The 12,348-nt window shown below is 63.9% G+C and carries 15 protein-coding genes; 3 read left to right on the plus strand and 12 right to left on the minus strand.

What is annotated here, in order from left to right; all coding sequences use genetic code 11:
* Positions 1-193: 193 nt before the first annotated feature.
* The 3 genes from GGD90_RS16960 to GGD90_RS16970 all read left to right on the plus strand — a co-directional run bounded on the left by GGD90_RS16960 (position 194) and on the right by GGD90_RS16970 (position 2,022).
* Positions 194-1,141 (plus strand): hypothetical protein, encoded by a 948-nt coding sequence (locus GGD90_RS16960; RefSeq protein ID WP_153116250.1) that lies wholly within the window; start codon positions 194-196, stop codon positions 1,139-1,141.
* Between the two features lie 53 nt (positions 1,142-1,194).
* Positions 1,195-1,458, plus strand: a complete 264-nt coding sequence (locus GGD90_RS16965; protein WP_153116251.1) for a hypothetical protein — start codon at positions 1,195-1,197, stop codon at positions 1,456-1,458.
* A 69-nt stretch (positions 1,459-1,527) separates the two neighbouring features.
* Positions 1,528-2,022, plus strand: coding sequence for a hypothetical protein (locus GGD90_RS16970; protein ID WP_153116252.1), 495 nt, complete (start codon positions 1,528-1,530; stop codon positions 2,020-2,022).
* Between the two features lie 614 nt (positions 2,023-2,636).
* Here GGD90_RS16970 and GGD90_RS16975 read toward each other — a convergent pair.
* The 12 genes from GGD90_RS16975 to GGD90_RS17030 form a co-directional block, all read right to left on the minus strand.
* Positions 2,637-4,586: a hypothetical protein gene (locus GGD90_RS16975; RefSeq protein ID WP_153116253.1), complete on the minus strand. Its 1,950-nt coding sequence runs from the start codon at positions 4,584-4,586 to the stop codon at positions 2,637-2,639.
* A 37-nt stretch (positions 4,587-4,623) separates the two neighbouring features.
* Complete coding sequence (locus GGD90_RS16980) at positions 4,624-5,091, minus strand: hypothetical protein (RefSeq protein ID WP_153116254.1); 468 nt, start codon at positions 5,089-5,091, stop codon at positions 4,624-4,626.
* A 17-nt stretch (positions 5,092-5,108) separates the two neighbouring features.
* The gene (locus tag GGD90_RS16985) at positions 5,109-5,759 is read right to left on the minus strand and encodes a hypothetical protein (protein ID WP_153116255.1); all 651 of its coding nucleotides are present in this window, start codon (positions 5,757-5,759) and stop codon (positions 5,109-5,111) included.
* Positions 5,756-6,082: a helix-turn-helix domain-containing protein gene (locus GGD90_RS16990; RefSeq protein ID WP_153116256.1), complete on the minus strand. Its 327-nt coding sequence runs from the start codon at positions 6,080-6,082 to the stop codon at positions 5,756-5,758. Before GGD90_RS16990 ends, GGD90_RS16985 begins: the two co-directional genes overlap by 4 nt.
* Positions 6,079-6,291 (minus strand): helix-turn-helix transcriptional regulator, encoded by a 213-nt coding sequence (locus GGD90_RS16995; protein WP_153116257.1) that lies wholly within the window; start codon positions 6,289-6,291, stop codon positions 6,079-6,081. The genes GGD90_RS16990 and GGD90_RS16995 overlap by 4 nt, the downstream gene beginning before the upstream one ends.
* The gene (locus GGD90_RS17000; RefSeq protein WP_153116258.1) at positions 6,288-6,509 is read right to left on the minus strand and encodes a MerR family transcriptional regulator; all 222 of its coding nucleotides are present in this window, start codon (positions 6,507-6,509) and stop codon (positions 6,288-6,290) included. Before GGD90_RS17000 ends, GGD90_RS16995 begins: the two co-directional genes overlap by 4 nt.
* 108 nt (positions 6,510-6,617) lie before the next feature.
* Positions 6,618-7,277 carry a hypothetical protein gene (locus GGD90_RS17005; protein ID WP_153116259.1) on the minus strand — a complete coding sequence of 220 codons (660 nt, stop codon included), beginning with the start codon at positions 7,275-7,277 and terminating at the stop codon, positions 6,618-6,620.
* Between the two features lie 260 nt (positions 7,278-7,537).
* Positions 7,538-8,017 carry a hypothetical protein gene (locus GGD90_RS17010; RefSeq protein ID WP_153116260.1) on the minus strand — a complete coding sequence of 160 codons (480 nt, stop codon included), beginning with the start codon at positions 8,015-8,017 and terminating at the stop codon, positions 7,538-7,540.
* A 160-nt stretch (positions 8,018-8,177) separates the two neighbouring features.
* On the minus strand, positions 8,178-8,531 hold the full coding sequence (locus GGD90_RS17015; RefSeq protein ID WP_153116261.1) for a MerR family transcriptional regulator: 354 nt from the start codon (positions 8,529-8,531) through the stop codon (positions 8,178-8,180).
* Between the two features lie 210 nt (positions 8,532-8,741).
* Positions 8,742-9,107, minus strand: a complete 366-nt coding sequence (locus tag GGD90_RS17020; RefSeq protein ID WP_221227818.1) for a helix-turn-helix domain-containing protein — start codon at positions 9,105-9,107, stop codon at positions 8,742-8,744.
* Positions 9,108-9,181: 74 nt separating this feature from the next.
* Positions 9,182-10,423, minus strand: coding sequence for a tyrosine-type recombinase/integrase (locus tag GGD90_RS17025; RefSeq protein WP_153116263.1), 1,242 nt, complete (start codon positions 10,421-10,423; stop codon positions 9,182-9,184).
* Between the two features lie 429 nt (positions 10,424-10,852).
* Positions 10,853-12,337 carry a diguanylate cyclase domain-containing protein gene (locus GGD90_RS17030; RefSeq protein WP_153116264.1) on the minus strand — a complete coding sequence of 495 codons (1,485 nt, stop codon included), beginning with the start codon at positions 12,335-12,337 and terminating at the stop codon, positions 10,853-10,855.
* Positions 12,338-12,348 lie beyond the last annotated feature (11 nt).

Here is a 12,348-nt window from a genome sequence, read left to right on the forward strand (position 1 = left end):
ACGCCTGCCGCCTATGCCGAATCACTCATCCGGAAATCGGCTACATTAGCCTCGGACTCTAAAGCTCGCTGCTACTGAAAACGGGGGGACGTCGAGAGGGGCGCAACCAGTCAGCAGAGCACACTGGCACCAACGCGGCGGCACTTACGAGGGGTTGTCGTAGCCTCATTGAGACTATTCAAGGAGGTGCGACATGGCCATCACTGACTCTCCACTGGTATCTGGATTCAAGAAGCCGGTCTTCCGGCAAGGCGCCAGGATGGCGCCGCGGGCGCCGACGCTGCAATCGCTCGACCAAAGCATTGCGATGGCCGGCGCGACGCAAGACCTGTCTAATGCCGATCGCTATTTCCTGGCGAACCCGACCAATGCGGCCTACAAGCCGAGCCGCTTCGGCGCGACGCCTGGAACCGCTGCCGAAGCGTCCGACCTTGGCCGCCGGATCGAGGTGCTTTCCTCGCTGCGCGACAACATGGCAGAACGTCTGCAGGCAGACCAGCCTTCCGCGGCGACACTGCCGGCGGCCAGCGTTGCCCAGCAGGCGCCGGGCGTTACGCCGCCGACGCCGGACCCTTTTAGCTTCACCGACCAGAAACCGGCCGGGCGCGACTGGTCCGCTGGCGCTTTGCTGCTGGCCGGCGGCACCGGCAATGTCGGCGAGACGGCTGATGAGCTGATTGCGCGCATCTCGAAGCAGTACGTCGTTTCAGGCACTGGCAGCGCGCAATCGGCACAGGCGGCGCCGCAGCCCAAACCACAGCAGGAACAGCCCGCCCCCGGAAGCTTGCTACTCGGAACTATTGCGCGCCGGAACGCTGAGACTGCCAAAGCCGCCAACTATTCCCGCGGCACCGCCAAAGTCGAAGGGCCGGGAACGCGGACGTCCGACAGCGTCCCGGCGATGCTGTCGCGCGACGAAGCTGTGCTTCCGGGAAAGACAGTCGCTTGCCCGCCCTGCCGATCGATTCTGCGACATCGCGGAATAGGCACAAGCGCCTATCAAAAGGGCTTGCATAACCTTCCGCCTCGTTGCTTTGCAATCTACGCGATAGGCACAAAACCTAATCGAACCGCCGGTTCGATTCCGGTTCGATTCTGGTTCGATTCTTGGCGTCACCTCGGCGCGAGCCTCCTGGCATAGCCGTAACCGGCAGGCATCGTTATGATGTTGGCACTATCTTTGGGGGATTGCCGATGCTTGAAATCGCAGTGGTTGCGCTCGTCAGCGTCCTGATTGCGGGCGTCCTGCTGCATCGTCGGGGGCAGGTCGGCAAAGGTCGGGGCAATGAAGAGGCGCGGCGCGCTCCTGAAGTTGGTGGGGATGCGCAGGGCCGTAGCGTCTGCCGTTGGGGCGTCGATGCCAACGGCGAGTTCTTCCAGGTTCGCGTCAGCATGCCGGAAGACGCCCGGCGCAGCGTCGACGTCAGCGACATTCCGGAATTCCTGCGGAAGCGCTGAGTCAGCACCACAGCCGCAGCGAGTTCTCGGCCGTGCCCCCGCCCGTTCGCCAGAGGGAGTGCCAGCAGCATGAGCGACGAATTCGGCTTCCCCGCCCTGATCGGCGCAACCTTCGCCGTCAGCTTCATCCTCTACGGTCTGATGGTGTTCGTCCGCGACTTGCGGGCAGACTGGCCGGCGACTCGGGCGGATCTGCTGCAGCCGTGGAAGCTGGTCACGCTTACCGGCGGCGAGGCCTGGCTGATCCACGGTGCGCTGAGCTACCGTTTCGCCGACTGGGATGTCGGCGTCAGCATGCTCATGGCCGGCATTACCTATCTGGCTGCGCCGTGGTGCGCGCGCGCCGTCTTCTACCGGCGCTGGAAGGTGGTCGCCGGCGTGATGGTGATGTGCTGGCTGGCCGTCGACGGCTCCTACACGCTCTGGCACACCGCCATGGAGCACGAGACGATGCGCGCCGCCAACTTCCCGGCCTCGGCGGCGCTGTTCTGGTTGTGCGGCTTCATCTGGCTGCCGCGCGGCGGCCTGCGCGACATCATCGCGCGCCGCGCACCGCTTCTCTGACGCCCTCCCCGACGCCGATCAGCCCCTGCTTGACCGACTCGAGCGATGCGTCGCTGCGCTCGTCGCGGTCAGCGAGACTGGTTGCGCCTTCCTCGGCAAACTGGGCGGCATTGCCAGCGGCATTTCCCGGCGCTACAGTGTTTTCACTGCTTTGGCCCTGAGCGATGGGGGCACCCTGACCGGAACTTGTTTCAGGAGTGCCAGCGTATAGGGGCTGTTGTCCGGCAACGGTAGGCGCGGGTTCGCTCCCGCCCCAAAGCAGCCCCCTCATGGCGCCCAGCATCAGCAACGAGCCCTCGACCGGATCAAGTCCGGCCCGCCCAAGTGAAGCGCTACCGGTGCACCGCAGGGCAGACGGTCGCCAGCGACGGCGGCCGGCGCTCTGGTCGAGCGGCGCCACCGGGCAGCCGGCGAGCGCTCTAGTCTGCCCGGTCCTATCTGTGCTTGGCCGGGATGCTTCCCGGTACGCCGCTGAGGCGGCTTTGGCCGGCGGGAATTCCTGCAAGATGAACGCGACGCTCTCGGCACCCGATGCACCCGCTGACGCTCGACAAGGCGAAAAAAGCTCCGGCAACCATCCTCGCTGGACAGTTGCCGGGGCGGTGCTGCGCGCGTTACTGCTGCTGCGTCCAGCGCTGAATTGCCTCCCTATTCAGCCCGAGGCCGCGGCCGCGGCCTCCTGAGTTGAGCGTCACCTTCTTGATTTGCCCGGTCGCCGGATCAATTACCGAGAACTCTGGACCATCCTTCCCTGCCGATACACTGCGCAGGACGTGGCCCTCGATGGGTGTGGCGGGTTGCGCAGCACTGGACGTGGCCGGGCGCAGCGCGGGGATGGTGGCCGGTGCGGTCGTGGGCGCGGCCGGCTTCTGCAGGCTGCGCTGGTACGCGTTAAGCAGGGAAACCGTCTTCCGCTCGCCAATCCGGCGCGACATCTCGGCAATTCCGGATTCGTCGCCCTTGGCCGACAGGTCGAAGGCTTCCTTGACCGCGCCGCGGATCGCCGGATTCGACACTTCGATGCTCGCCACTTTCTCCGGCGCCAGGCCGAAGCGCGTCGGATCGACCGGGCGCGCGCCCAGCACCAACTGATTGCCCTGTCCGTCACGGACGTAGGTGTACCACTGCCCGTTCTTCGCCAGTTCCGGGTAGGGAAGGTAGGCTCCGCTCTTGTCCTGAACCGGTTTGCCATCCGGTCCGAGCTGCTGCACACCCAACTCGGCCTGCGCCATGCGCAGCGCCACAGGGTAAAGCTCTTCGACGGTATGGCCCGCCCCGATCTGCCCTTGCATCAGCGCTGCGGTGTTCTGCTGCGTCTTCGTGGCCAGCGCCTGGATGTCGACGCCGCCCATGCCCGCGTTCGCGTTGTCGGCGGCGACGCGCTTGCGGATGTCGCTCGTGAAGTCGGTCGGGTCTTTGTAGCCGTAGTGGTTGTAGACCGCGGCAATCTCGGCAGGCATGCCGGTTCCCGTCGTTGCCTTGCCGCCGGCCGCGCCCGCCCGCCCGGCTACCGCCTTGTCGCTCATGATGTCGGCCCAGGCGGCGTAGTGCTTGGCCGTGGTGTCGTCGGAGCGCTGGTAGTGATCAGCTTGGATCTTCAGCTCGCGCTCCTTGAGCGCGGCGGCGCGGTCTTCGCTCTGCATCTTCTGCAGGTGAGCGAGGAAGTTGTCGCCGTACTTCGGATCAATGGCGGCAAGGCCGACGTGTGCGTAACGCAGCAACTCGGAAGCGACTTGTTGCGGCGTGGCAATCGTCTTCTCGCCGTAGGTGAAACCGCCCTTGCCGTCAGCGAGCTTCTGCGTGTAGGCGACGTTCCCATCGGGCAGGTGCTCGACCTCGACGTCGTGGCCGTCGTCGTAGCCGGCAACCTTGTCGTTGGCAGCGTACTTGCGGCGCAGATACTCGGCTTGCGTCTTGAGGTCGGCGCCGAAGACCGGGCCAACGTCGTGCCAGAACTTTTTGACGTGGTCGAGCTTGTCGGTCTCGCGCTGGCGGTCCTGCGCTTGCCAGCCGAACTGCTGCTTGTCCATGTCGAACTGCTCGTTTTGGCGGGCAAGCTGCTGCTGCGCCTTGAACTCCTGCACGCCGGCCCCCAAGGCAATGCCAAGGTTCCCGCCCAGCGCCAGCCGTACCACCTCGGGCTGCCAATTGGCTACCCTTTGCTCGGTGCACGCCAGCGCCTCGAGCATTTGCGCCTCGATGGCCTGCGGGTCGGCCCCCCCTTCGCGCAAGTCGAGGCCCGCCCGGTTCCAGGAGTGCAGGACGCCCGCGCCGAGCGCGGCGACAACATCCGGCGCCAGCACGTACTCGCCGGCCGACAACCATACCGGCGTGCGCAAGGCGCGAACCTTTTCAACCAGTGCGCTGAGGCGGTCGGCTCCGAGTACGCGGACTGTTTCGGCGTTCAGGACGAAGATGCCGGGTCGTGCTTCGGCTGAAACATCGTCGGAGGTCGCGGTGCCTGGGCCGGTGACGAGCCCCTCGCCACTAGATGAGTGGGCCGAAAGAATCGCAGCCAGGGTGTTCGCCGCTGCCGCGCGCCCTTCAAACTCGCTGTTGTGCATTTCGCTTTTCCTTCCTGTCTGTTGTCGCCGGCCGCCGTCAGAGCGCCAGCGCGGGCTGTGCAGTCGTGGCGGGCGTCAAGGCGGGCAGCACGATGTCCCACCCACCGCTGCCGCTTTGGGCGGCGCCGCCTTGGCTACCAGCGGACGGGGTTTCGTCGCCCCCTAAGCATTGCGCTTCCAGCCGGCCGGCGAACGCACGGGCGAGGTCGTCTATCGCGTCGAGCCGCGCCAGCCACAGGGGGCCATTGGCGCAGCGCGTGAGCAAGTCACCGCGGAAGTCGGGGTTGGCGAGGATGCTCTCAAACCTCGCCTGCAACAGGCCGATGCGCCGCTCGACATCGGCGACGGCGGCAGCTTCCTCGGCCGCTCGCCCAAACAGCCGGCGCGCGAGGAATCGGATCTGCTCTGGATGCAGATCGATCGAGTATTCATCATCGGCATCGCGCTGCGTCAGCCGAATACGTCCATCGTCAAGTTCCTCGGCGGCGAGGTCGAAGAATTGCAAATTCATGGCGGTTCCTTTCACGCTGCAAGGCGAAGATGACCACGATCCGTAGTGGTCTTGAGGCGGATCGCGAGAAGAGGCGTCGGCGGGGCGCGCCGCCGGTTCTTCCTGCGTTGCTCGTCTGTGGTACATGGTAGATATTCAATATCCGCAGATTTGGCGGGCGGTGTAGCCGTCTTTTGTGCGGCTGTGAGGTCGGGTAATCCGCCATTTTTGCGGCTGCGTGTCCGCATTTTTGACGGGGGTTTTTCGCTTTTCGTAGGGGTCCAGTCGCGCCAAGCGCACTGCTGAAATCCTTCCGCAAATATCCCCGAGCGGTTCTTGATCGGAAGCCACGTCAAAGCGTAGCGCGAGGGGCCGGCGTGGAATCCGCCGCAGCGAGTTCTGAAGACGAAGCCGTGGCTGACAAGCTCGGCGATGCCGCGGGTTATCGTGCGGTCGCTGTCGAACCCATAGCGGCTGAGGTACGAGAATGCCGCCTGCATGTGCCCGTTATTCGTTCCGTCGTATTGCCGGGCGAGATGGAACAGTAGCGAGCGTGCCGAGAAGGTCAGATCGGCGAAGGCAGGACTGTCGATCACCCGATGCTCAATAAAGCAGAACGGGTGCTGCAGTTTGCTGGCTTTGGATTTGCCGCCCCGGCGGGCGGCTTCCGTTCGGTCGATCACAACAGCAGCCCTGCGTACCGTTGCCCGCCCTCGCCGGCCTCGCCGATGGCGCTCTGCGGCAACGAGTAGCGCCCGATGATGGCGGTGCGGCCGTCGCTGGTCGGCACCGGCTCTTCCGTACAATCGATCGGCCAACCAACGGCGCGCAGCATGTAGATGTGGTGCGACAGGCGACTGGAACTGAAGCGCCGCCAGCAGTCGAGGTGCGTGATGGATTCGCCGCGGAGCAAGGCGGCAAGCACCCGCCCCTTGACGCTGCTGCAACGCGGGTACGCACTATCGGCAGGCGCCTGCCGGGCTTCAAAGGTGACCTGGGCGCTCATTGCGCCACCTGCGCGTCACGCCAGGCCAGCAGTTCAGCCCCATCGAAAATCGTGCAGCGACTCGACAAGCGGCGGGGTTTCGGGAAGTCGGCGCGCTCCTTCGCCCATCGCCAAAGCGTCGAGACGCCGACGCCCAGGATTTCAGCCGCTGTTTTCGGCCTGAAAGATTTCGCCGGCACCCATTGGACTGCTTCGCTGGCGGCGCTCATGACGACACCTCGCCGTTGAGCAGCGCCAGCAGGTCGGCGACACGCCATGCTAGGCGACCGTTGATTCGGACGGGGCGGATCGGCCCTGTCCGTGTGCACGCCCACTTGCGCAAGGTTTGCGGTGAGCGGTTGATTACCGGCGCTGCTTCCGTGGTCGGCAGTACTGCCGGCAGGTCTGCGCGTGCGAGCGGACGATTGTTTCCTGCGGTGGTAGCCATCTTCCCTCCTGTATGGGGGTGCGCCCGGGCGGGATTGCCCATATCGGCGCGTTGATGGCTACATGTTCTCGTTGCGGCGGAACCGCAATTTTGCGCTAGCGAGCTACGTCAAAACTTCTCCGACTTTTTTTTGATCGTCGATATCGCTTGTTCTAGGGTCGTGCGTTTCAGCGGCACATTGCACAGGCCATCATCACTTTTTTTTGCGAGCCATTCGCCGTCATCGGAGGCCTCTATGGTCCCATCGGCTTCCAATTGCGCTACGACCTCTTCCTTCGAGGGCGAAGCGCCACCGGCGTACATGCTTTCTATTTTTTTTCGGTACAGGGGAGTCCTGCTAGCCCTCGGCACGCTGGCGGCCTTCCCTCCCGCTCTCTTGCGGGCTTGCGCGGCAAGTAGCGAGGGTAGCTTCGATTTGAACCAAAACGTCCTATGCGCATCCGCTGCAACGCGCGAAGAAAAACGTGCCACGACTTCAATAATTCTGGCAGCGCGCCTTTCGGCGGCCCCTTCAGGATTGAGGCCGTAGCCGCCATCGGCGGCAAGAAGGGCCGGCAACTCATCCACCAACAGGAGGGCGGCAGAAGTTGCAAGCGATTCAATCCACTTCTCCGTCTCGCGTTGCATACCGGGGACAACTGATTCTTTTGACGCGACGCTCGCTCTCAACGACGACGATTTGAGGCGCTTCTTTCGTTTTGCTTGTTTCTCGACGTCCTGGCGAACTGCATCTTGGAGCCGTAGGAGTGTCATCAGTTCGCTCGTCATTCCTGCGGCCCTTCGTATGGTCGTTGAATATAGCGCCCGCCCCAGGGTGGCGGCGGGCGGATCAACTCTACTGCACTTCGCTGTTATCGCGCGTGGCAAAGCCGGCGTTCATGCCGCCGCTTCCCTGGGTCGAACCGATTGCGCGCGTCTGCCGCGCTCGCTCATGCGCAGGGGCCGGAGCGGGAAGGAGCGCCGGTCGCTTTGACCGCTGCTCTTGCCCGCCCCGGGTGCCGGGTTGGGGCCGGCATCGTCACTGCCTGCTACTGCAGTACCTTGCAGTCAGCCATGGCAAGGTCGGCGTACATGCCGGCTACAAGCTCATCCTCGCTCAATGCATCGAGGCACTGGCCGAACACTGCGGCTCCGACGAGCGCGAAGGATGTCATGACCTCCGCGAAACCGTGCATCTGCCGCATCAAACTGACGTGCTCCGGGCTCTCTGGCGTTTCCCGTGCCAAGCGCTCGCTCCACGAGTGGATCATTGCCGCGGGGGCCATGCTTGCCGAAACGCTCCCACGGTATGCCCCTGTGCAGCACTGACGGAGCAGCAGCAAGGCCATTGCCCGACCAGCCGCGTGCGCGCTGTCGAACGATCCCGAAGACGGGACATCCCAGTACGAAACGCTCGAAGATTCGGGTGAGTGGAAGTTGCCGATAAAAGGCAGTACCGGCCGCCGGCGCTCGGCCGTTACGATGCCGTTACAAACCGGGTTTGTGCCGTTAAACTTCGTTGAATCCATGTTGCAATCTCCTATCAAGGTTGCTGCGTGGTAGGGGCGGGTGCTGCTGCTACAGCATCCGACCCCGTCTCCGCCAGTATCCGACTGGCTGCGGTGCTGCTCTTAATGCGCCGATGCGCCCGCCCGGGGTCAACCGCTTTGGCGGCGCAGCGCGTATGCCTCAAAAGCCCGTCGGCCTGAAACGCTCCCGGCCCCGGCGCCGCGGCGGCGGATCACTTGCCGAACCGAGCATCGGCGCCGGTCGGCCTGCTACCTTCCGCTCTGCCGCCTGTTCGATCGCCAGTTCGTTGATGCGCTGGTAGAACGCTGCCGCTGGCACGATCCAGCTGCGCCCGAACTTCAAGCCAGGAAGGTCGCCGCCGGCCAGCCGCCGACAGGCGGTTTCCCGGTCGCACTGCAGAATCTTGGCCACATGCTCAAGCCGCAGCGTCGTGACCTGCAGCATGCTCGGGGCCACCATTGGCGGCGGCATCGAGGGGAGGTCGTCGGTGTCGTCAAGCCCGTTCGTATCCATTGCGCAATCTCCTGTCATTCAGCCGTCGCCCGTTGCTTTGGCGCCTTGATCGGCGTTACTGCCGCGCCCTTTCTCGTGCGAGCACCGCACTCGATGCTCGCAACACCGGGTCGGCCCGCTTTGCCTGAGTCCGTCAGGCGACGGTGTTGCTATTCATTCGACGACGCGCCCGCCCGCGGTCGACCGCTTTGGCGGCGCGGTGCGTATGCCTCAAAAGCCCGGCGGCCTGAATCGTTGTCGCCCCCGACGTTTGGGAGCGACATCGGCTGCAACCGGCGGCGGCAGGGTGGTCGCCGTCGATAAGCGCCGGCGTGCCTCGGCTTCCTCAAGCGTGATCTGACGCCGCTTCGCCGCTTCTTCCTTTGCCATCTCGGCCAAGCGCTCGTAGAACACGCTGGCCGGGATGATCCAGCTATGGCTGAACTTCAGCCCTGGCAAGTCCCCGTTGTTCAGTCTTTTCGCCGCCGTGTCGGCGTCGCAGCGCAGGATCTCGGCCACTTGCCGGACGTCGAGGATTTCGGGAGTGGTAAGCGACTGTCGCGCGGCGCGCTGATTTTCGCCGAGCGTTTCGGCCACCAGGGTTTCTGTGGCTGCGTAGAGGCGGACAGCCTCGGCGGCAATGGCAACGACTTCAGCTCTCGATAGCTCTGTCATTTTCCGCTCCTTGCTCTGGCCTTGATCGGTGTCACTGTGGCGCCAGTTGTGGCACCAGTACCGCAGAACTTCGCCCAGTCAGCCATCAGACGGCGCCGCTTGTCGAACGACGTGCCGCGCGCATACGCCGCTTCGGCCTTGTCCTTGAGTTGGTGCGCGAGGGCATGCTCGATCACTTCGCGCGGGTAGGCGGTCGATTCGCCCGCCCAATCGCGGAAGGTCGAGCGAAAACCATGTGCCGTCAGGTCGGCGCGCTTCATGCGCTTGAGCACCGCTCCAAGACTGGCATCGCTGAGAGGCTTGCCCTTCACGCCGGGAAACACGATTGCACCGCCCTCGATTTTCGGCATCGCCTTGATGACGGCGATGGCCGCGTCACTGAGCGGAATGTGATGCTCCTTGCCGGCCTTCATGCGTTCAGCGGGAATGATCCACGTCTTCGCTTTCAGGTCGAATTCCTCATGGGTTGCCCCGCGCACTTCGCCCGATCGGGCGGCGCAGAGAATCGCCAACTCCAGCGCGCGGGCAGCAATGCCGGCTTCCTTGCGAAGCGCGACCATGAACTCACCGACCTCCCGCCACGGCAGCGCCGCGTGATGTTCCACTTTCTGCACTTTCGAGCGAGCGGGCAGCAGTTTGTCCAGGTGGTTGCGCCATGTTGCCGGGTTGTCGCCAGAGCGATAGCCGCGGACGGTCGCCCAGGCGAGAACGGCCTCGATCCGCCCGCGCAGCCGGCTGGCGGTTTCCGTCTTGCTCGTCCAGATCGGTTCAAGAACGCGCATGACACAGGCGGTATCGACGTCGCCCACAGCGAGTTTGCCGATGATCGGCGAGGCGTAGGTGTCGAGCGTCGATTGCCATTGCGCCGCGTGCTTGGCGTTCTTCCAGCCGGCGCGCTGCGCTTCGATGTAGGAGGTCGCGCACTCGTCGAACGTCAGAGCCTTGACGGCCTGCGCCAGCGCCGTGCGCTTTGCAGCTTGCTTCTCGTCGAGCGGATCGATACCAGCACGGAGTTTGCGCCGACATTCAGCGGCGAGCTCGCGCGCCTCGGCAAGCGTCACGTCGGGATACGGCCCAAGCCCCAGCCATCGCGCCTTGCCGTTGAGCATGAACCGGAACACCCACGACTTGGCAGACGGTGACCGAACCTGAAGCCAGAGACCTGCACCGTCGCCAAACCTGCCTGGCGCATTGAGGCTCGCCGCCTTTCGATCCGTCAGCTTGTTGGTTACCGCCATCGCACACCTCGTCTTCCCGGCCTACAAGGAATAGCCACCAAATCAGCCTACAAGACGGCATGCGCTTTTGCAAGGCATTTTGATACGACGAGAGACAAGGCAAAGTCTTTATCCCTTGTGCTGCAAGGCCTTAGAGAATTGACGCGAGATGCTATGAGACTACAGGTTAGCGGACCCTCTCTCCGCCACGCAATTCAAAAGCCGGAATATCCATGATAATCAATTGATTATGGATTTCCGGCTTTTTCTATCCGGCGCAAGAAATAGCCCGTGGGCAAACCCGTTGCCGCCGATTACAGACATGTTTTTATTCCGCGCTCATCACTCGCGCGCTTGCCCGATGGCTTTTCAAGGCTGGCTGCCGGCGCGCGCAGACGGAGCGCGGCTGCTTGCGGGCGCCTTCAGGTAGCGGCACAGCCACCTGTCCGCTCAAACCCTTTCCTGATAGAAGCGGAATGAATTGCGTCCGGAGGATTTGGCGTCGTACATCGCGCTGTCGGCCCGCTTGAGGATCTGGCTTTCGCTCAACTCATGATTGATGAACAGGGCGACGCCGATGCTCGCCGTGCATCGATGCTCGATCCTGATCTCGGCGCCGTCCGCGCGCCTGAAAGTGAGCGTATAGGGCTCGGCCAGCGCGCTACGTATTTTTTCGGCGACGAGACCGGCTTGCAGGTCCGATTCGTCCCTGTCCTCCGCCAGTTCGCTGATCATCACCAGAAACTCGTCGCCGCCGAAGCGCGCCACGGTATCCGTTTCGCGCACGCAAGCGCTGAGCCGGGCGGCAGCCTCGATCAGCAGCGCATCGCCCAGTTCGTGGCCGCCGGTGTCGTTCAGCTGCTTGAAGTTGTCGAGGTCCAGGAACATCAGCGCCGAATAACAACCGCTGCGCTTGCTGGCGGCCATGGTCTGGGTGAGACGATCCTGGAGCAGGCGCCGGTTCGGCAGTTTGGTCAGCGGGTCCTGGAAGGCCAACTGGCGTATCTCGGCCTCCAGCCGCTGGCGCTCGGTGATGTCGTGCGAAACGACGAGCACGCGCGCGATACGACCGTCGCTGTCGCGGATGACGCTGCCGCGCGATTCGAGCGAACGAAAGCTGCCGTCGGCCATCACAAAACGATATTCGAGCGACTGACCGATACCGCTGGCTACCGTTTCCCGGAATGCCTGCCGGACGCGCTCGCGGTCTTCCGGATGCACGTCGGCAAAGGAATCGCTGCCGATCAGCGCCCGTGGGTTACCGACAAACTTCGCGTAAGACGGACTGTTGTATAGACGTCTGCCTTCGAGATCGAGGATGGCGATGAAGTCGGCAATGTTCTCGGCGATCAGATGCGAGAATTCCTTCTGCTCGCGCAGGGCATCTTCAGCGCGCCGGCGCTCGGAAACATCGTTGAGGGCAATGCGCAGATGCAGCTTGCCACTGGCGTCCGGTGCCGCCGTCATGCTCAGTTGCCCCCAGAACTGCGTGCCATCGCCCCGGACCATGCGCAGTTCAAGCAACTGTGCCTCGCCGCTCTCGAACAGACGATTGCTGCAGAGCGTGAACGCAGTGAGGCTGTCGCGTACGACGAAGTGCTGAAAGCGCTGCATGATCAGCGCGCCGCGCGCAAAACCGAGCAAGGTGGCAAGCGTCAGGTTGCCCTCCTCGATGACGCCGCGCTGGTCGACGGTGCAATAGCCGACCGGCGCCAGATCGTAGAGATCGAAATAACGCGCGCGCGCGAGTTCAAGCGCCACCTGCGACTCGCGCAACTGCTCGTTCTGCGATTCAAGTTCGATCTGATGGACCTGCAGCTCGTGCAGCAGGCGCTGAATGCTCATTTCACTGCCCGACTCGCCGCCACCCTGCGCTGCCAGGTGTTTTTCGGCACGCCGGCGCAAATCGTCTGCAGCCGTCTTGCGCTCACCCATGATCGCCTTCC

The sequence above is a fragment of the Rhodocyclus tenuis genome, from assembly GCF_014197755.1.
GTDB classification, from domain to species: domain Bacteria; phylum Pseudomonadota; class Gammaproteobacteria; order Burkholderiales; family Rhodocyclaceae; genus Rhodocyclus; species Rhodocyclus tenuis.

Bases quoted from the DNA above. Each gene is read 5' to 3' on its own strand.
- GGD90_RS16960 (WP_153116250.1), top strand. From the start codon at position 194: ATGGCCATCACTGACTCTCCACTGGTATCTGGATTCAAGAAGCCGGTC.
- GGD90_RS16965 (WP_153116251.1), top strand. From the start codon at position 1,195: ATGCTTGAAATCGCAGTGGTTGCGCTCGTCAGCGTCCTGATTGCGGGC.
- GGD90_RS16970 (WP_153116252.1), top strand. From the start codon at position 1,528: ATGAGCGACGAATTCGGCTTCCCCGCCCTGATCGGCGCAACCTTCGCC.
- GGD90_RS16975 (WP_153116253.1), bottom strand. From the start codon at position 4,586: ATGCACAACAGCGAGTTTGAAGGGCGCGCGGCAGCGGCGAACACCCTG.
- GGD90_RS16990 (WP_153116256.1), bottom strand. From the start codon at position 6,082: ATGAGCGCCCAGGTCACCTTTGAAGCCCGGCAGGCGCCTGCCGATAGT.
- GGD90_RS16995 (WP_153116257.1), bottom strand. From the start codon at position 6,291: ATGAGCGCCGCCAGCGAAGCAGTCCAATGGGTGCCGGCGAAATCTTTC.
- GGD90_RS17000 (WP_153116258.1), bottom strand. From the start codon at position 6,509: ATGGCTACCACCGCAGGAAACAATCGTCCGCTCGCACGCGCAGACCTG.
- GGD90_RS17005 (WP_153116259.1), bottom strand. From the start codon at position 7,277: ATGACGAGCGAACTGATGACACTCCTACGGCTCCAAGATGCAGTTCGC.
- GGD90_RS17010 (WP_153116260.1), bottom strand. From the start codon at position 8,017: ATGGATTCAACGAAGTTTAACGGCACAAACCCGGTTTGTAACGGCATC.
- GGD90_RS17015 (WP_153116261.1), bottom strand. From the start codon at position 8,531: ATGGATACGAACGGGCTTGACGACACCGACGACCTCCCCTCGATGCCG.
- GGD90_RS17025 (WP_153116263.1), bottom strand. From the start codon at position 10,423: ATGGCGGTAACCAACAAGCTGACGGATCGAAAGGCGGCGAGCCTCAAT.
- GGD90_RS17030 (WP_153116264.1), bottom strand. From the start codon at position 12,337: ATGGGTGAGCGCAAGACGGCTGCAGACGATTTGCGCCGGCGTGCCGAA.